The sequence below is a fragment of the Thiomicrorhabdus sp. 6S3-12 genome (genome assembly GCF_017571475.1).
Classification (GTDB): Bacteria; Pseudomonadota; Gammaproteobacteria; order Thiomicrospirales; family Thiomicrospiraceae; genus Thiomicrorhabdus.
On the sequence record NZ_JAGETW010000002.1, the window covers coordinates 235,064 to 253,478 of the forward strand.

General features: G+C 52.0%; 12 protein-coding genes and 1 other RNA gene. 4 read left to right on the forward strand and 9 right to left on the reverse strand.

What is annotated here, in order from left to right; translation table 11 throughout:
* Nucleotides 1-38 precede the first annotated feature (38 nt).
* The 4 genes from rsmH to J3999_RS04080 all read right to left on the reverse strand — a co-directional run bounded on the left by rsmH (nucleotide 39) and on the right by J3999_RS04080 (nucleotide 3,905).
* Entirely contained in the window at nucleotides 39-977 is a 939-nt protein-coding gene (gene rsmH, locus J3999_RS04065) for a 16S rRNA (cytosine(1402)-N(4))-methyltransferase RsmH (protein WP_208126684.1), read from the reverse strand.
* A gap of 32 nt (nucleotides 978-1,009) precedes the next feature.
* Entirely contained in the window at nucleotides 1,010-1,465 is a 456-nt protein-coding gene (gene mraZ, locus J3999_RS04070) for a division/cell wall cluster transcriptional repressor MraZ (protein WP_371811854.1), read from the reverse strand.
* A gap of 656 nt (nucleotides 1,466-2,121) precedes the next feature.
* Nucleotides 2,122-2,503: RNase P RNA component class A (rnpB, locus tag J3999_RS04075), an RNA gene on the reverse strand.
* A gap of 85 nt (nucleotides 2,504-2,588) precedes the next feature.
* Complete coding sequence (locus J3999_RS04080; protein WP_208126686.1) at nucleotides 2,589-3,905, reverse strand: D-alanyl-D-alanine carboxypeptidase; 1,317 nt, start codon at nucleotides 3,903-3,905, stop codon at nucleotides 2,589-2,591.
* Nucleotides 3,906-4,038: 133 nt separating this feature from the next.
* On the opposite strand from J3999_RS04080, the gene J3999_RS04085 reads away from it, so the two are divergent.
* Both J3999_RS04085 and J3999_RS04090 read left to right on the forward strand, forming a co-directional pair.
* Nucleotides 4,039-4,866, forward strand: a complete 828-nt coding sequence (locus J3999_RS04085) for a class I SAM-dependent methyltransferase (RefSeq protein ID WP_243755295.1) — start codon at nucleotides 4,039-4,041, stop codon at nucleotides 4,864-4,866.
* 111 nt (nucleotides 4,867-4,977) lie between these two features.
* Nucleotides 4,978-5,352, forward strand: a complete 375-nt coding sequence (locus J3999_RS04090) for a response regulator (protein ID WP_208126687.1) — start codon at nucleotides 4,978-4,980, stop codon at nucleotides 5,350-5,352.
* A 3-nt stretch (nucleotides 5,353-5,355) separates the two neighbouring features.
* On the opposite strand, the gene rsmI is transcribed toward J3999_RS04090, so the two are convergent.
* On the reverse strand, nucleotides 5,356-6,228 hold the full coding sequence (gene rsmI, locus J3999_RS04095) for a 16S rRNA (cytidine(1402)-2'-O)-methyltransferase (protein ID WP_243755296.1): 873 nt from the start codon (nucleotides 6,226-6,228) through the stop codon (nucleotides 5,356-5,358).
* Nucleotides 6,229-6,411: 183 nt separating this feature from the next.
* Here rsmI and J3999_RS04100 point away from each other — a divergent pair, with 183 nt between their 5' ends.
* Together J3999_RS04100 and J3999_RS04105 are read left to right on the forward strand one after the other, a co-directional pair.
* Complete coding sequence (locus tag J3999_RS04100) at nucleotides 6,412-8,106, forward strand: penicillin-binding protein activator (protein ID WP_208126688.1); 1,695 nt, start codon at nucleotides 6,412-6,414, stop codon at nucleotides 8,104-8,106.
* Between the two features lie 20 nt (nucleotides 8,107-8,126).
* Entirely contained in the window at nucleotides 8,127-8,528 is a 402-nt protein-coding gene (locus J3999_RS04105) for a YraN family protein (RefSeq protein WP_371811855.1), read from the forward strand.
* Between the two features lie 19 nt (nucleotides 8,529-8,547).
* Here J3999_RS04105 and ppsA read toward each other — a convergent pair whose 3' ends face one another.
* The 4 genes from ppsA to J3999_RS04125 all read right to left on the reverse strand — a co-directional run bounded on the left by ppsA (nucleotide 8,548) and on the right by J3999_RS04125 (nucleotide 18,359).
* Nucleotides 8,548-11,022 carry a phosphoenolpyruvate synthase gene (gene ppsA, locus J3999_RS04110; protein ID WP_208126689.1) on the reverse strand — a complete coding sequence of 825 codons (2,475 nt, stop codon included), beginning with the start codon at nucleotides 11,020-11,022 and terminating at the stop codon, nucleotides 8,548-8,550.
* Between the two features lie 191 nt (nucleotides 11,023-11,213).
* Entirely contained in the window at nucleotides 11,214-11,903 is a 690-nt protein-coding gene (locus J3999_RS04115) for a trans-aconitate 2-methyltransferase (protein WP_208126690.1), read from the reverse strand.
* A gap of 61 nt (nucleotides 11,904-11,964) precedes the next feature.
* Nucleotides 11,965-15,486, reverse strand: coding sequence for an exodeoxyribonuclease V subunit beta (locus tag J3999_RS04120; RefSeq protein ID WP_208126691.1), 3,522 nt, complete (start codon nucleotides 15,484-15,486; stop codon nucleotides 11,965-11,967).
* On the reverse strand, nucleotides 15,483-18,359 hold the full coding sequence (locus tag J3999_RS04125) for a PD-(D/E)XK nuclease family protein (RefSeq protein ID WP_208126692.1): 2,877 nt from the start codon (nucleotides 18,357-18,359) through the stop codon (nucleotides 15,483-15,485). The genes J3999_RS04120 and J3999_RS04125 overlap by 4 nt, the downstream gene beginning before the upstream one ends.
* Nucleotides 18,360-18,415: the final 56 nt, after the last annotated feature.

Sequence of the window (18,415 nt, forward strand, 5' to 3'; positions counted from 1 at the left end):
CTGAAACTTTTTTACTGCGTTTTGTAATCCAATTACTTTTACTGTGTAAGCCTTTCCGCGATTCTTAGGACCGCGCTGCGCGACCGGGCATTCAACTCACACTCATCCTTGCTGGGAAAAATCGGCTTACCGATTCTTTTTAACACCGGTTCAATTACCTCTATTTGCACCGGTGAGTCCGGGAAAAGATCCCGAATTTTTGACTGGTCGCGGATAAACACCTTGGCGATCCGATCCTCCAAAGAATGGAAACTGATCACGGCCAGTCGGCCACCTGGAGCGAGAACATCCAGAGAGCCTTGTAATACATTTTTCAATACATCCAGTTCGCGGTTAACGGCAATACGGATTGCCTGAAAAGTTCGCGTTGCAGGATGTTTGTTTTTTTCTTTTTTCGGTAGCACCCGCTCAACGACTTCAGCCAGATCTTTCGTGGTATTCAGCTCTCCGGCATCGGCTGCTTCTTTTATGACTCTGGCGACCCGTCCGGAAAACCGCTCTTCGCCGTAATTCTGCAAGACCAGCTTCAGCGTTTTCTCGTCAACCTCTTGCAACCACTCTTTTGCACTGACCCCTTCCTGCGGATTCATCCGCATATCCAGAGGCCCTTCACGCATAAAACTGAAACCGCGCTGCGCATCGTCAAGTTGCGGCGAGGACACGCCCAGATCCATCAAAACACCATCTACCTTACCCAGCAGATCGCGCTGCCGGCAGTAAGCGTCCAAATGTTCGAAACTGCCATGAATAATTTCAAACCGCGGGTCCTGAAAATGCTCATGCGCATAGGCGACGGCCTGCGGATCCTGATCGATCGCGTAAAGCTTACCGTTTTCTCCCAGACGATCCAAAATCGCCCGAGAGTGCCCGCCTCTCCCGAAGGTACAATCGAAATAGATACCGTCCGGTTTAATATTGAGAGCATCAATGGATTCTTGTAAAAGAACGGAAAAATGCTGGTTAAAATTTTCACTCATGGGATGGATCGCTTCTTTTAAATCAGCATTTATTAAAAACTCAGGTCGCCAAGCAGTTCGGACATCTCTTCCAGATCAATCTCTTCCAGAATGTCATCACAGGTCGCATCCCAAGCCGCTCTATCCCAAAGTTCGAATTTCTTGCCCTGACCGACCAGCGTCGATTCCTTAGCGATTTCCGCATAACCGAGCTGTTCTTTGGTGACCAGAATGCGCCCCTGACCATCCATGACCTGCTCAACCGCGCGACCAACGAAGATTCTCTGTAACGCGCGTACGGATTTGGACGAGTTCGGCAGCGCCATAATTTTGTCTTCAACCGCGCGCCATTCCTGATATGGATAGAGCGCCAGACACTTTGCATTCAGGTCCAGGGCAATAATTAGGGTCGACTTGTGTTCTTCCACCAAGTATTCACGGAATTTTTTCGGAATTGCGATCCGCCCTTTGGCATCAACGCTCAAATTGTAATTTCCGCGAAAAAACACCTAATTCACCACTTTTCACCACTTTACCCCACATTCGTAACTAACTATATTCATCCGCCTCATCAGTGTCAACATAGTGCCTACTCTAAAATTCTTTTATATGACAACAACTTAGAGAGCAATAATCACCCCCTTAAGAGAACTTAAATAAAAAATTCCCCTGCCTTTTCATTGACTTATGAATAAATTCAAAAAACAACCTTAAACAAACCTTACAAATAACGCCTCTTATACCATGCTCTAAATACCCTGTTTTCTAAAGGGAAAAAACAGCCTATATAGTTACTTAAAATAAAATAAAAACAACATATAGTGGTAAGTAGAAAAACCCACGTTTTTTTTCAACTTTTTTTTATTTTTTTTCAGGAGTTAACAATTTAATTTTTGATACAATTTTCAAGTTTAAATAAGACAAAAATACAAGCCGATAGAGAATGGCGGAGAAAACCGGAAAAAAACCTGAAAACACCCGCTTTAAGGCTAAATCGATGAACAAAATCGGAGCACTGATAAGAACGGTGGGGAATTTTCCCTAAAAAGATTACTTTTGGAGAAAAGTGGCGATTGAAACTTAAAAATTGACGGCTTCTGATGAAGTAAACCGATCGGGAGAAACGAGTCGAAAAAAGACTCAGACCGGGAACAAGAAAGAAGAAAAAAGAAGTGAGTCTATAAGCCGGGTTCTGTACTCTTGCGAGCGACAACCATTCATCTAGGGCTGGCATCACTACCAGCCTCAAGCGACCTACCCGAAAACCCCTGCGAGCAACAGAGCGGAACCGGGACAAGCCCGATCCTCATGTTTTCCTATTTGGTCTTGCACCGAATGGGGTTTACCATGCCACAAACTGTTGCCAGTTGCGCGGTGCGCTCTTACCGCACCCTTTCACCCTTACCTGTACGCCTAAGCGCCATCGGCGGTCTACTCTCTGCTGCACTGTCCGTCGGCTTCCACCGCCCAGCCGTTAGCTGGCATTCTGCTCTATGGTGCCCGGACTTTCCTCGAAGATTGCTCTGCGCGATTGTCCGACTCACTTCGGCGCGCATCTTACCTTATTCGCCGACAAAAAACGACTTAAATAAATTCCGGCCGCTCATCAGCGAAGAATTCCTTCAACTCGGTTCACTGCTGTTGTTGACTCAGAATCCGTTGACGAGGCAACTGTGCCCTAAGCGATTTGGCCAGACGGTTGCGGAAATGATACGGCACCCGCTGATTACTAAGGAAGACAAAAGGAAGCCATTGCTGCTGATGATGCAGATAACCTGCCAAAGTACTGACACCGATTAGAGAGCCGGACTTGGCATAAACCCCCTCTTCGACTTCCGGCAGCAGATGGCGCCACGGTTCAAATGCCTGCAGAACCGCCATCAACTGAAACGCACTGATACTGTTATCCCGGGAAAGACCGGCACCATCCAGAAAACGGACGTCATTACGCTTCCAACCGAAAATAGCTGGTAACTGCTCGGCGTACAGCTTTTGCAGTTTGAGCGCAGAAGCCGGTGCCCCGTAAATTTCTGCGCAGAGGTTTAACGCGATCTGGTTGGCGATGAAATTTGTCGAATATTTCATCATCGGACGGATAATCTCCGCCAGCGTACGACTGTTATAGTGCCGGTAGCTGAGTATTTCCAGCGCAGAGTCCTGGTCGGAAAGCGGAGTACTTTGCAATTCGGCGTGCTCGACTTCAATTCCCTCCCGCTGCAAAAAAGCGATCAGGATTTCCACGGCATACTGTCGGTTAAGCATGTCGTCCTTGCCGATATTGATCCTTTCGCTCTGTCCGACCTTAAGCTTTAACCCCGACTGTTGGGCAATACGCATAGAAGTTGCCGTCATAGGCGTCTGCTCTTCAGCGGAAGACCAGCCATCGGCATCTTTACGCAATTTGATGCTATTGAAATTGACCGCAAAGGCGCCATTTACCGCATCATACGGATTCAGGCTTTCTCCGGTACCCGGCAGACGGATATCCTTTTCGAACCACTGATTCACCAGTTCGATCCGTGAAATACGCTCGATACCTTGCGCTTTCAGACGTTGAGCCAGATTTCCGGCCAGCAACGCCATTTCTTCGGACACCAGAAAAGGGTCGCCGTAGGCGCTGATCTGCAAAACCGGCGTCGCTCCAGCCGACGACTGGCGCACCGAGAAATCGGTATAAAAACGGAACCCTTCCCCCCAGTGACGCAAAGCCAGCAACGCGGTAATCAATTTGGTCGTCGATGCGGGAATCAGCGGTTGATCGACATGGTCGGCAAAAAGCGGCTCGCCGTCTGGCGTAGCTATCAGCAGCGCCGCCGGATCAAGCGTTTTATACAAGGCGTACTCTTTACCGGAAAAATGCAGCTTGTCTGTAGAAGCACAGGCGGCAAGACTTAAAAGCAGAACACTGCTTACGGCTGCCTGTCTGAAAATGCGCAATATCGATCTCATTCAAAACCCGTCGGCTTAACAAAATTTCCCGCTCCTTGGTAACGAAGGTTTTTGGCGGGAAAGAAAATTTCTTTTATCATAATCGTTTTAAGCGCCCGATGCTGACTTACTGCCTACATGAAGAGAGCGACGATTGAGTAAACCGACCACCGAACCGATGCTGACCTGGATAGACGACCGTCATTACAGCGATAGCGCCAAAACCCTGCACACCCGACTTGGCCTCCCTCTCTTGAGCGAAGCTTCCGCAGAACATTCTTACGACCCGGAAAAGGACGCTCTTCTCAGTTGGCAGACGCCGAAAAAGTCCGTAACGCAGCAGCTTACCCTTATCCCACCGAATACCGGAGCCATCAGCATTGACTTCCTCGGCGGCAAAAAAGCGCACCGCCGCCAGTTTGGCGGCGGCAAAGGTCAGCCCCTGATCCGAGCTATGGGATCGCTGGAAGAACGATTGCCTGAAGTTTTCGATGCCACCGCCGGTATGGGCGGCGATAGTTTTGTCCTCGCCAGCCTCGGTTTCAATGTCTGGATGAATGAACGCAGCCCGATTGTGCATGCGCTTTTGCAGGACGCCCTGCAACGGGCGCAGAACGCCGACGACCTCGAACCCGAAACCCGCGGGATTATCGAACGCCTGAAACTGACGAACGGAGACAGTGCCGAGATTATCCGCCACTGCGAACAGGAACTGGAAACCATCTACCTTGACCCGATGTACCCGGAAAAGAGAAAGAAAGCGGCGACCAAAAAAGAGATGGCCGCCCTGCAACAGTTGCTCGGCCCGGATATGGACAGTTCGGATCTGCTGGATGCCGCTCTGAATAAAGCCATTTACCGTGTAGTGGTCAAGCGCCCGAAAGGCGCCGAACCGATCGCTCACGAAATCCAGCCGACCACTGCGGTACAAAGCCCAAACACCCGTTATGACATCTATGTCATTAAAACCCTGAAGCGATAAAACAGCGGAAATTTTATTTAAAATCAACCTTGTTCAAATTTAGCGTTCAAAGCCGCTAACAATATCTTTAATCCCCTTATAATGTAGGAGATTTAAGGCAAAGGTAAACGCATGTATCGTATTTTAGTCGTCGATGATTCGGACGTAATCTGCTCACTCCTGAAACTGACTCTGCAGAGTGACGGTCATCAGGTGCAAGTCATGAAAAACCTGCATGACGCGCAAGAAATTGCCGATAAGGAATTGTTCGATCTGGTTATTGCCGACTATATGCTGGGCCGGGAAGAGAATGGCTTGCAGCTCGTTTCCCACCTGCAACAGACGGTAAACGTCTCGACGCCGGTGATTATGCTCAGCGCCGAAGCCATGCCGGAACATAAAGCCGAAGCCAAACAGCTCGGCGTCAATGCCTGGATGAAAAAACCCTTTTCACCACACGGTATCCTGAAGATCATCCATAAGGTGATTGAAGAGCGTCAGGCTTAGAAGTCACGCATCCTTTAATTCCAGCACCCGCTGATAGACCGCTTTCTTTTTCACCGAGAAATAATCGGCGACAATTTCCGAAATCTGCTTGACCGGAAGCCCTTGCTTCATCAAAGACTCGATCAAAGGGTCATAATCGCTCTGTTGCGACGGCTGCGAACTCTGCTCGAAGCCCTGAACCATCAAAACAAATTCGCCGCGCACCTTATCGCGATTGGCGGAAAAATACTCGACGACCTCATGAAACTCGCCGGAAACAAATTGCTCGAACTGTTTACTCAGTTCCCGGGCGACCACGATCTGGCGCGATTCGCCAAAGACCTGCGTCATATCCGCCAAGGAATCCAGCAGCCTGTGCGGAGACTCATAAAACACCAGCGTTCGAGACTCTTCGGCCAATAAGGTCAGCTGTTGAATACGCTTGGAAGATTTTGCCGGCAGGAAACCTTCATAGGTAAAGCGGTCGGTCGGCAAACCGGCCGCAGACAAAGCGGTAATCACCGCACTGGCACCCGGAACCGGAACTACGGCTACACCGGCCTGGCGCAACCGTTTAACCAGCACATACCCAGGATCGTTGATCAAAGGTGTTCCTGCGTCCGAAACCAAGGCGCCGTTTTCTCCAGCCAGAAGTCTTTGCAACAACTGTTCGCTGCGTTCACTCTCGTTATGTTCATGCAGACTGATCAGGTTCTGGTTGATCGCGAAGTTCTGTAACAACGGTCTGGTATGCCGGGTATCTTCGGCCGCCACCCAATCAACGGCGGCTAAGACTTCCAAAGCCCTGTGCGTGATATCCTGCAAATTTCCGATCGGGGTTGCGACTACATAAAGTGTGCCGCTTCCCGGTTGTAACTGGTTTGAACTCAATAGCAAAATAAATAACCTGCTTTTTTAATTGTCGATGGGCAGCGGACGGTTACATTAACGAATACGAATACGAATACGAATACGAATACGAATACGCATACGCATACGCAATCGTTGCGATAATGCCCTGTGCCTAACGGATAAATCGCTTATAATTTTGGCTATTCTAACTAAATTTTTCGCTTGCATATGTCGTTTTACTTTCTGTCCCGTGTTTTCCCCTTTTCCTTTTTGCCCGCCGGCAGGGCTCAATCGAAAACCGCATTAAAATCTCTGGCGGTTGCCTTAGCCTCGGCCAGTCTTCTGCATGGCTGTTCGAGTCCGCAACCGCAAGCGGAGAAAACCGCTCCCGAAGCGGTTAAACCGGAACAACCGATAGTGGAAATCAGCGCTGTCAAACAGCCTGAACTGCTGGTTTCCATCGATCCGGAATTGGAGCGCCAAAAAGCGTTTGAAAATCGCGACTGGCCTGCATATCTGCAATTCAGCTACGACCTGTGGCAGGAATCTCCGCCGGCCAGACAGGCGGAAATCGAAGATCAGGCCTGGGAAGCCCTGCTGCCGCTGGACGACATGACGTTGCAGCAGCTTGACGACAACAGCGATCCTCGGGTCAATGCCTGGTCGCACCTGATTCAGGTTTTCCGTTTGCAGGGACTCCCTTTCGAACACGCACTTTCCGATCTGCAACTTTTCGAAAGCGATGCCATCTATCGTTCGCACCTGCTTCCCAAACTGCTGAGCCAGCTTCCACCGGAAGAAGAGATTCGCAATGTCGCCGTCTTTTTACCGATGCAGAGCAAATTCAAACCGGTTGCCGAGCAGATCCAGAACGGTATTCTCAAAGCCTACTACCGGAACGAGAATCTGAACCGAAAATTGCGCCTGAACTTCTATGACAGTACCGACATTACTCAGGTCAGCAGTCTGTACTTTCAGGCCAAGCAGGAAGGTGCCGACGTGATTATCGGTCCTTTGCGTAAAAACGCCGTCGAACAGTTACAGGGATTCGACGATCGCAATATCGTTGCGCTTAACACCATTGACGGAATCACCTCCTTCACCCAGTTCAGTCTGAAATCCAGCGACAAAATTCAACAACTGGCGGAAGGTTTTGCCCAGCAGCAGTACCGTATGCTCGGCATCCTCAACAGCGACGAGAAAGAAAACGCGCTTAATGCTGCGCTTCTGGCCAGCGTGTGGAACCAGCCGCCGCAACAGTCTCTGGTTCAGGTCTCTTATTCCGATGAAAAGCCGGAGTTACGCAAAGCATTTGATCAGCTGGTCAACGCCAGCAACAGTATCGAACGCAAAAACACTCTGAGATGGACGATCGGCGAGAAGGTCGAATTCTATCCACGCGTGCGCGAAGATCTGAATGCTATCGTCGTTTTTGACAGCGCCAACCGTCTGGCGGTCATTAATCCGCAGAAAGGGCTCTATCTGCTGAAGACCCCGGTGTACACAGCGACAGAGCTGAACCAGCAGAACCTCAAGGCTCTTAAGAACAACCACGACCTGAAAGAAGTGGAACTTTTAACGCAACCGGTGACCCTGAACCCGGAAGACCTTCAAGGAACTTTCGAAGCGTTCGGCTGGGACAGTCTGCAAGTTGCGGCCAACCTGCCCAAACTTAAAAAAGGTGCCTGCCTGAGCAATACCAAAACCGGTTATTTGCGGATCGTAGACAATCAGGTCCAGCAGACGCTGGTATGGGCAAAGTTCGACGATAAGGGGCAACTCACCCCGTATCGCTTGCCGCATATTGCACCGCAACAGATCCTTGAAGAAGAGATGGCTCCGCAATCAGACGCTGAAGAAGCGCTCCAGCAGCGTCTGCGGGATGAATTGAAATCCAGCGACATGGAAAGCGTATCGCCTTAAAGGCGGCATGGGAGTGGAGGGTGAGTAATTCTCAGCGTCGCAAACTCCCGAAGCTGCCGGATCTTGTCAGCAAACTGATCGGGCAGCAGAAAGAGCAGCAGGCAGAACGCTGGCTGCAAGCACAGAACATCAAGATACTGGAACGTAACTTCCGCTGTGACCGCTTCAAAAAAGGCGAAATCGATCTGATCGGAATGGAAAAAGACCATCAGACGTTGATCTTTTTCGAAGTGAAATACCGCAAGAACTGCGACTTCGGCCACCCGCTGGAATTTATCACGTCCGGCCAGCAGGCTCGAATCCGTCGTTGTGCGGAAGTCTTTCTGCAAAAACATCCGCAATATCAAACCAGCGACTGCCGCTTCGACGTCATAAGCTTCACTGCCGATGACGATCCGGAGTGGATTAAAAACGCCTTTTAATCCGCCCGGAACGTGCGTGCTATGGAATCACCATTTCGCTTGGTGAAAGTTTGCGAGCCTTGGCCCCGCCCCCTTTGCTCTCCGCCTGAAGAATCAACGGCAGGGTTTTCAAAACCGAATCCGGATTCAGACTCATCGCATCAATCCCCAATTCAACCAAAAACTCGGCAAAATCCGGAAAATCCGACGGTGCCTGACCGCACAGACTGATATGTTTGCCGTTGCGCTTGGCGCCTTCAACCGCCCAACGCACCATTTTCTTGACCCCCGGGTCGCGCTCATCGTAGTCGTAAGCGACCTTTCCGGAATCCCGGTCGACACCGAGCACCAGCTGAGTCAGATCGTTAGTCCCGATCGAGAAGCCATCGAAATATTCGGAAAATTCGTCAATCATTAGTACATTGTTCGGAATCTCGCACATCATATAAACTTTAAGACCGTTCTGACCGCGTACCAGCCCGTTAGCGGACAAATTATCGATTACCGCCTTGGCCTCCTCGACACGACGGCAGAACGGCACCATAACAATGACATTATCCATTCCCATCTGTTCGCGAACCTGCTTGATCGCCTGACATTCCAGCGCGAAGGCCGGCGCAAACTCTTCATCGTTATAGCGTGAAGCGCCGCGGAAACCGATCATCGGATTCTCCTCCCGCTCTTCAAAGAACTTGCCGCCGATCAGATTGGCATATTCGTTCGATTTGAAATCCGACAGACGCAAGACAACCGGCTTCGGATAAAAACCGGCTGCTAGGGTGCCGATCCCTTCGGAAAGTTTGCGTACAAAATATTCAGAACCGTTGGCATAGCCTTCGGTGAGCTTATCGATCTTACCCGCAATCTTTGAAGAAGTAACCTTGTCCGGTTGCAGCAGTGCCAGCGGATGCACCTTGATCTCGTTATTAATAATGAATTCCATACGCGCCAAACCGACTCCGGCGTTTGGAATCGTATTCACCTGAAATGCGATCTCCGGATTACCGACATTCAACATCACCTCTGTTTCCGGCTCTTCCAAACTGCTCAAATCCGTCTCTTCGACTTCATAGCGCAGCTGTCCGTTGTAGACCCGTCCGAGATCGCCTTGCGCACAGGAGATAGTGACCATCTCACCGGTTTTTATCTTCTCGGTTCCCGATTCGGTACCAACCACCGCCGGAATTCCCAACTCGCGGGCGATAATCGCCGCATGGCAGGTACGCCCGCCACGATTGGTCACCAGCGCCGAGGCGATCTTCATCACCGGTTCCCAGTCCGGCGTAGTGATATCGGAGACCAGCACTTCGCCGGGCTTAAATTCATTCAGATGTTCAATCGATTCAATCACGCGGGCGCGACCGAATGCGATTTTGGCCCCGACCGAACGGCCGGTGACAATCGGCGTCATCAAATCGGCTTCATCGCAGATTTTATATTGTTCCAGCACCTGCTGACGCTTCTGCGAAGCGACCGTTTCCGGACGCGCCTGAACGATAAACAGTTCACCGGTCTGACCATCTTTGGCCCACTCGATATCCATCGGACGCAGCTTACCGGCCTTGGCACTGTAATGTTTCTCGATAATGCCCGCATAACCGGCCAGCTGCAGCACTTCCTTATCGCTGATACAGAATTTCTGACGTTCGAAATTACTGGTCGGAACGTTGCGCACCGGATTGCGCTGATTGGAATCGGAAGAATAGACCATTTTGATTTTTTTCGCGCCGATATGGCGTTTCAGAACCTTGCGGTATCCCTGATCGAAAGTCGGCTTATGCACATAAAACTCGTCCGGATCGACGACCCCCTGAACGACGTTTTCACCCAGACCGTAAGCGCCGGTGATCAGCATTACATCCTTAAAACCGGTCTCGGTGTCGATTGTAAACATAACCCCGGACGACGCCAGATCCGAGCGCACCATCAGCTGCACCCCGATCGACAGCGCCACTTCGAAGTGATCGAACCCCTGATCGATCCGGTAGTGAATCGCGCGGTCGGTAAACAGGCTGGCGAAACAGCGTTTACAGGCATCGATAAAAGAGGAAAGTCCGCTGATATTCAGATAGGTATCCTGCTGCCCGGCAAAACTGGCGGTCGGCAGATCTTCGGCCGTCGCCGAACTGCGAACGGCAAACGAAACTTCTGAACCGTACTCATCGACCAAAGCGTTATAGGCTTCGACCATTTCATGAAACAACTCGTCCGGAATCTGTGCGCCGTAGATCGCATCCCGCACCAGGGCTCCGCGCATCTGCAGATCGCGCGGGTCTTCCGGATTCAAAGCATCCAGATATTCATGCAGTTTCGGCCATAGATCATTGTGTTCAATGACATAACGGTAAGCTTCGGCGGTAATGGCAAAGCCGTTCGGCACCGGCACCCCTTTCGGAACCAACTCCTGATACATCTCGCCAAGAGAAGCGTTCTTCCCTCCGACTAAAGGGATATCCTCGATACGCAGTTCATCGAAAAAACGTATATATTGAAATTTAGGGGTCACACCGGCCATAAAACACTCCTGGCTCACGCTCTGCTGAAATTTGTTGAAGAAGCTTACAGGTTACGCACTTCGCGCAAAGAAGAAAGTGTTTTTTCGGTAAGAAAAACGCTTTTTTGATCTCGCTTAAGAGAGATCGAAAAAGCGTTGATTCAAAGGTAAAAAGTAAAACCTTGGCGCGCCGCAAGCGCTTAAGACAGGAGTTAAGAGTGAAGCGGTTTTTCGACAACCAACCGGGTCATTCGCCCCATCGGCGTCTGTTCCACCAGTTCGAAACCGGCCTGTTCGAGCATATAGATCAAGTCCTCGGCGTGATAGCGGTTGTGCTCGAGAAAATGCTCGAAGACCTCTTCGATCTCTTCTTTCTCGACCGCATCGTCCCACAGACGTTTATCGGGAAATTTATAATCCAGATACACCTGCAACGGCTGGCGAACCAGATCGATAATGCACCAGCGTCCGCCCGGCTTCAACCATTGATAGACCGCTTTGATCAGCGTCACCGGCTGCGGCAATTCATGCAGAAGCATATTGGCCATCACCGCTGCGGCACTTCCATGATCGACCCAGTTTTGCGGCGCTAACAGATCCCCGCGCAACAGACGACCGTTTTCCGGCAGTTTCAAACCGGCGACCAGCATATATTCGGCCGCTTCGATACCGATGGCGCGGTTCTGCGGATAACGCAACGCCAGATCATTGACGAACTGGCCGATACCGGCGCCCAGATCGAGCAAGACATCATCCGGCTGGATTGCGCCCGCCATCTGCTGATTCCAGAACTCCCAGAACTCGCAATCATGCCGCCGCTCGTAACTTTGGGTGATCATCTCTCTGGCATGTTCACCGTCTCCGCCGTGGTGACGGAGTATCTGCTGCTGTGTTTTTTCCATCTGCTCTCTCCTTTACCTTGCCTGAGAAGGCGCACTGAAAGGTGGCAGTTTAAATCGTTCGTTAATCGACTTCCACCCAGGCGTCAATCTCTGCCAGATAGAGTACAAGCTTTTGCGTTCTGGATTCTTGAGCCGAGAAAAGTTCTGCGTAACGATTCAGCTGCGAACGATAATATTCGCTCTGCTGCTGAATAAATGTGTTGCGTTTCTGCGGTTGATCGCAATCATCGCAGGCGCTGGTCTTGTAATCGATAATCCAGCGCACACCGTCTTGATCGACCAGTGTCCGGTCGATAATATGCAGCTCAATCTCGCCTTGCGCATTGATTGACTGCAACTCATACTCGCTCATCGCCTGTGACTGGCTGTTCGACAGCGCCCAGCGCACCTTCGGGTTTCGATAAGCGTTTTGCAGACAGCGTTGCACCTTATCCCATGCCTTGTCCACCTGAGAAGCGTTTAATCCCTGCTGTTGCAGCCAGCGCAAATAAAACGCCTGCTGGGTCTTCAGGAAATTATCGGCAACCGTTTCTATGCCGATCCGCGCCCATTGCTCAAGAACATTGTGCACCAGATTCCCAGACGCTTTGCTGACCAGATTGGCGCCCTGCCAGTAATCCGGCTCCAGATTCTCATCCGCCGGAGTCGTATCGACCGACTTGGTCGTTTTCTCTTTCGCTTCCGGGGGGGATAAAGCCGGCCTAGGCAAGTGCGCCAAATAATCGAACAGTCCCGCGCGCTCCAGCGGCAGACGGGAAACCAAAATAGCTTCCTCATGCTCACCGACGTCCTCGCCAGACGGCAACTCCTGAGTCAGGCGCTCGCAGATCGCTTCCTGCACCGACCCGCCCAAAGCCGGCCACAGCGCTTCCAGCATCGAACCTTTCGGCGTGCTATAACTCTCTTCGTCGGTTTTTTCGTCAATTTTCAGTTCCGCAAACAGATGCAACTGCGCTTTGGCGCGCGTACAGGCGACATACAGCAGACGCCCCAGCTCAAAGCCCTGTTTCTGCGATTCGAACTGGTTTAACAGCCGGCTCAGATAGGATTTATCCTGCCCTTTCTGGTCGATCGGCGCGAGCACCAGATGTTCCTGCCCGGCCGAATCCATAAACTGGAACCAGGACACCAGTTCCGGATCATCATTGCGAGCCTTTTTCGCCAGCCCCGGCAGAATGACGGTATCGAACTCCAGCCCCTTGGATTTATGCATGGTCATCAGCTCAATCTGCTGACTCGGCTCAGAGGCATCGGCGCTGGCGAAAAGCGTTTCCACCAGCTCTTCGAGACGTTCCAGATCCAGCGCTTCGTGATCAAATTCGCCGAGAACATCAAAATAGGCGGCGACATTTTGCAAGGCCACCGGGCTTTCCACACTCAAAGCGCCATCCAGCATCAGCCAGCACTCTTTGAGCAGTTTTGAAAACGGATAAATGCCCAGCTGAGCAATCGCCGTCTGCAACACCGGCCATGCCTTTTGGATGCGCTGCTGCCCCTCAAGACTCAACTCGCCCAAATCAATCAGGCCGTCGCTGTGCAATGCCTGCTCGACACAGAAAGCAACGGTTTTATAGGGTTTAGAGGCGATCAGCGCGTGCAAATCATGCAGATTCAAACCGACCAGAGGCGAACGCAAAAGCGCGATCCACGCGGCACGGTCGCCCAAATGCAGCAGTGCCCGGCTTAAGGCCAGACAATCCTGTACCTCCTGACGCTCCTGCAAGGTTTCCAGCTCTACCGCCCGGAAAGGGATGGCCGACTTTTTCAGCTCCGTAGCGATGGCCAGAAGATGCGAACGCGAACGCCCGAGCACGGCAATTTTGCGACTGTAGATCGCTTCTTCGTAACTGCGCTCCTGTTGACGCTGTTGCTCCAGACGCTCAACAATAAAATCGACAACACTCCGGCTCTGATCGCCGTCGCCGTGAAATTCCCAATGGTTAAAGACCGCTGGCTCGGTATCCTCGCGCGGGGTCAGCGCATGGCTGAACTTAACTGCCCCCTTGGCCATATCGTCTTCTTTCGGCAGCACCTGTTTAAAGGTCTGGTTGACCCACTCCACCACCTGTTTCTGCGAGCGAAAGTTGACCGTCAGATTCAACGGTTGCAGGCTTACCGGCCCGAAAGTTCCTTGCCACGCCTTCAGAAAGTTAGCCACCTCCGCTTCGCGGAAACGGTAGATCGATTGCATCGGGTCACCGACGATAAACAGAGTACGAGCATCGTCCGGCTGCCAGCCGGCAACCAGTTTATTGACCAGTTCAAACTGCTTGGAGCTGGTGTCCTGAAATTCGTCAATCAGCAGATGCTGAATCTGATAATCGAGTTGCAGCGCCAGATCGGTCGGCTCCTCTTTTTCTCCCAGTGCCTGCGAAGCAGCCTGCGCGATCTCGATGAAATCCGCTTCGGAACGACTCTGGAAAACCACCTTAAGATAAGCCGCGCACACCTTGAGCAGTTGCATCAGGCTTTGCAGTTTCAACCATTGGTCATCGCTGTAATGCGGATCGGGCAGATCTTTTAACGAAGCCAGCGCCGTCACCAAGGAACCCTGACGGTCGTCGGCATCGGCAATTCCCTGAATGACCTGCGCCATCTGGTCCTTGCGCTCTTTGGCTTCGCCCTTTCCGGCCGGAAAACCTTCGTTTTTAGTCAGGCGACCGCGCAGTTTCTTGCCGTCTTTGGTCAAGACCCAGGAGGCAAGAATACGCCAGGATTCGGTATCTTCTTCGGCAAACGGCCAGGCTCCAGCGATTCTGGACAGGTCAGGCTGATCGTTATGCTGGGCATAGTCGGCAATGTCGCAGACTTCTCTTAACAAGTCGCTGACCTTGCTCAGACTTTTACGATGCTGACGCAGTTCGCTGAAAACAATTTCCTGCAGAGACTGCTCTAGCGCGTGGCGCTGATCCGAGTCGGCATAAGGCAGATAATCCATCCACTGGTCACGTTTGGCGAGCATATCGCTGAGCAGATTCTGCGCGCGCGAATAACGTCCATTGACCAAGTCCAAGAGCTGTTCGACCAGCGGCGCAAAATTCTCATCCTGCAATACCTGGCGCACCGCTTCCAGATAAGCCTGATGCGGTTTGTCGCTGAGATTCAGTTGCGCCCCCATCTTCGACAACAGCGGCATCTGTCCGACCAGAAAACTGTTAAAGCCGTCGATCGTCTTGATCCGCAAGCGGTTCGGGTTATTCAGCAGCTGCCAGTCCATTTCGGCATCGCGCTGCAGCGCTTTCTGCGCTAGCTTCCAGGTATTGCGATCCACCAGAGAAGCATCCGATGCAAGCGGACGGGAACCGAAAACCAGCGCTTTCATAATCCGCTCGCGCATTTCCGCCGCTGCCTTTTTGGTAAAGGTCATGGCGATAATCTGTTCCGGCGCTTTGACCTGCGACAAGAGTCCCAGATAGCGCTGAGTCAGCAGCGAGGTTTTTCCCGAACCGGCCGGAGCCTGCACAATAAAAGAGTGAAACGGGTCAATCGCCTGCAAGCGAGGCTGCGCATCCGCCAACTGGCTGTCCAGTTCCAGGCCGAATAGCTGCTGCGGACTTGGGTAAACAGAAGCTTCTAAACTCATTCGTTCGTCTCCTCTGCCTGCAACTTCAATTGCTGACGTACCTCCGGCAGACGCAAAGCCAGATAGGCCTGCGCATATTGAACATCGGTCTCTTTGGCAAACTGCATACGCGCATCACCCTGCTGAATCTGTCGGGCCAAGGTTTCCACTTCCTCTTTTAACGACTGCAACAGATCCTCCCATTGCACCTGATAGAACTCGCTCTTTTCGTTTTCCGCCAGTTTGCTGAACACCTTGATGCCGCGCCCCGGAAGCAGATCGCCCTCCTCGGTCAAGGCACTGAAACTGACGCCGTCGTCGGAGTGCAACAGACCATAGCCGATGCCGCAGATCTGCTCACTCAATTGCGCCACAAACTTATCCTGCGATTCCTCTCCGATCTGTTCCAAGGCGTGCAGATAAACTGCCAACTGTGGTGCCTGCAGCGGCGTTTTCAGCAGATCATTGATCGACGCCTTACCGCTCTTGTAATCGATAATCAGCGCCCTGCCGTCCACCTGATCGATACGATCGACAATCACCTTGAACTGAATGCCCGCCAGCGTAATATAGACTTCCTGCTCGGTGGAAAAGTTGGCAAAACTGGCGCGCGTTTTTTCCAGCTCAAGCCAGTCCCGGCACAGCTGTTTAATACGTGCCATTTCCAGCTGTAGCAAACTCTCGCTCAGGGTGTTATGCACTTCGTCGAAAACCGTCTGCAAATGTCGGTCGAGCAGTTCGCTCAGTTCATCCTCACTTAATGCAATCAGCGCCGTCTGGGTTTTCAGCTCATCCCAAACCAATTCCAGAACACGATGCAGCATCGAGCCCTGATTGGTGGACTGCAACGTCTCTTCGACCTGCTGTAAACCGTATTTGGCACCGAGACGATAATCCAGAAACGCCATCAACGGGCATTTACTCTGTGCCTGCAGAATGCCGCTGCCGCCCGGCGCGCTTTCGCCTTCAGGCACTTCCGGCCCGCGATCATCCAGCTGCCATTCAATCAGAGAGTTGTCGGGCCAGAAGCCATCATTTTGTCTGTCAGCATTTTGCGCACTGAACACTGTCTGAGCCAGAGAGATAAATTCAAGCATCTGCCACGGCTCGCCGTCAAACTCGGCCAGCAACGGCGACGGCAGCAGCTCCGCTTCACCGGAAAAACGCGGATAGCTTAATACCAGCTGCTCGGCAGCATTCTGCAGACGCTGATTGATCTGCCGAGCGTACAGCAGCTCGCGATGACCGTCGGCGCGCGGCAGTTTATGTTCACGTTGCAGGTGCATCGGAATAAACGGATTCGGATTGGAAGCGCGCGGCCACGCCTGATCGCTCAGGCCGAGCACCCACAAGGCGTCAAACTGCTGACCGCCAGCTTCCAGCATCCCCATAATCTGAATCGGACGATCGCCCTTGGTCTGCGGCTGGTGCAGCTGTTCAGCAATATAACTCTGCAACAGCGGCAACCACTGCGCCACCGTCTGCTCGCGCACCAGCCCTTGCATGGAAGCGAAACTGTTCAGCGCGTCCCAGAACGCCTGCTGTTGCTGGTATTCGCTGCTGCTCAGCGTGCGGCTTCCCGGCCAGCCCATACGGTTCAGCGTCTGTTGACAGGCATCGATAAACGCCTGCTGCGACAGTTTGCCGGAGTACTGAACGCCGGCTTGCGCTTCCAGCGCTTCAAGCAGACCTTTAGGCAAAATCAGCGGCAGCAGACGTTCTTCGTCTTCGAGATAATCAACACACTCGTTCAGCAGTCGCGGCAAGCTGATCTGTGACCATTGCAGACGACGCAGCTGCAAATCCGCCTGCTGGCGTTTGGTCAGATCACCCTGCGTATAGGGCGAAATCAGCCACTGACTCCAGTCAGCAAAACGGTACGGCTTATGCGGCTGCAGAAACAGCTGCAGACTCAACAGAGCGTTCTGCACCAGCGGTACGGTATTCAGAGGCTGACCCAGAGACAGGTTATAGAGTTTATTGTCTTCTTTGAGCAGATCGAATTTCTGCACACCCTGTAAAACCAGATACTCGTCGAGCGCGTTCTGCAACGGCTGTTTATAGAGCTGCATGTCGGGTGCAATAATACCGATTTTGATATTGTCTCTGCCTTGCACGGCTTGTAGCGCTTCAAGTGACTGCCACGCCCAGGCGGCGGCCTGCTGCGCTTCGTCACGAATATCCTGCGCGGCGAAAAGCAGTGTGCTTTGCGGCTGTTTGTCGCCCGGCGTTTCTTCGATTACTTCCACGCCCGCCTGCGTCATGATCTCCAGCCACTGTTTGAGAAACGGCGTGTAGTCATCGAAACCGTGCAGTTGAATGCATTCAGGCAACAGCGATTTAAGTGCTTCCGGCTGGTTATTTAATAAGCCCTCCAGCAATGAGAGCGACGCTTTCTGCAGCAAAACTGAATCCAGCCAGTCGCGCTTTTGCATCTGCGATTGATAGAGTTCGCTGACCTCTTTATAGAGTTGATTTTCCGGATTAAGAAACGACTCATCCTGCCAGCCTTCGGGCAGAAATTCATTGCTCAGCTGCCACGCCTGATAGAGCTGTTTGGCCGTCTGCTGCGGATTCAACAGCGCGATCTCCTCGCCCTGTTTTTCACTGCGTTTAAGTACTTCCATCAGTGCCTGTTCAAACCACCACACCGCTTCGAAATCGCTTAACAGCCGCTGGTAATCAACCGTTCCCAAACCGCTGAAAGCGACACTGTCGCGCCACTGCTGCCACCAGTTGGCAATCGTCAGCGCCTGCAGACTCGGTGCAACCTTGCGATAGGTTCCCGAAGCGGTTTCGGCCTGTGCCTGCACGGCCTGCTGCTTGAGCGACATCGCCAAACGGTTATTGGCGCAGAGATGGAGAGTGTTTTGGCTGGATTCTGACAGAGTCATCGATTTCCTAAAGCGAGTTAACGAAGTGCAGAAAGAGATTCTAAATCATTTTACTA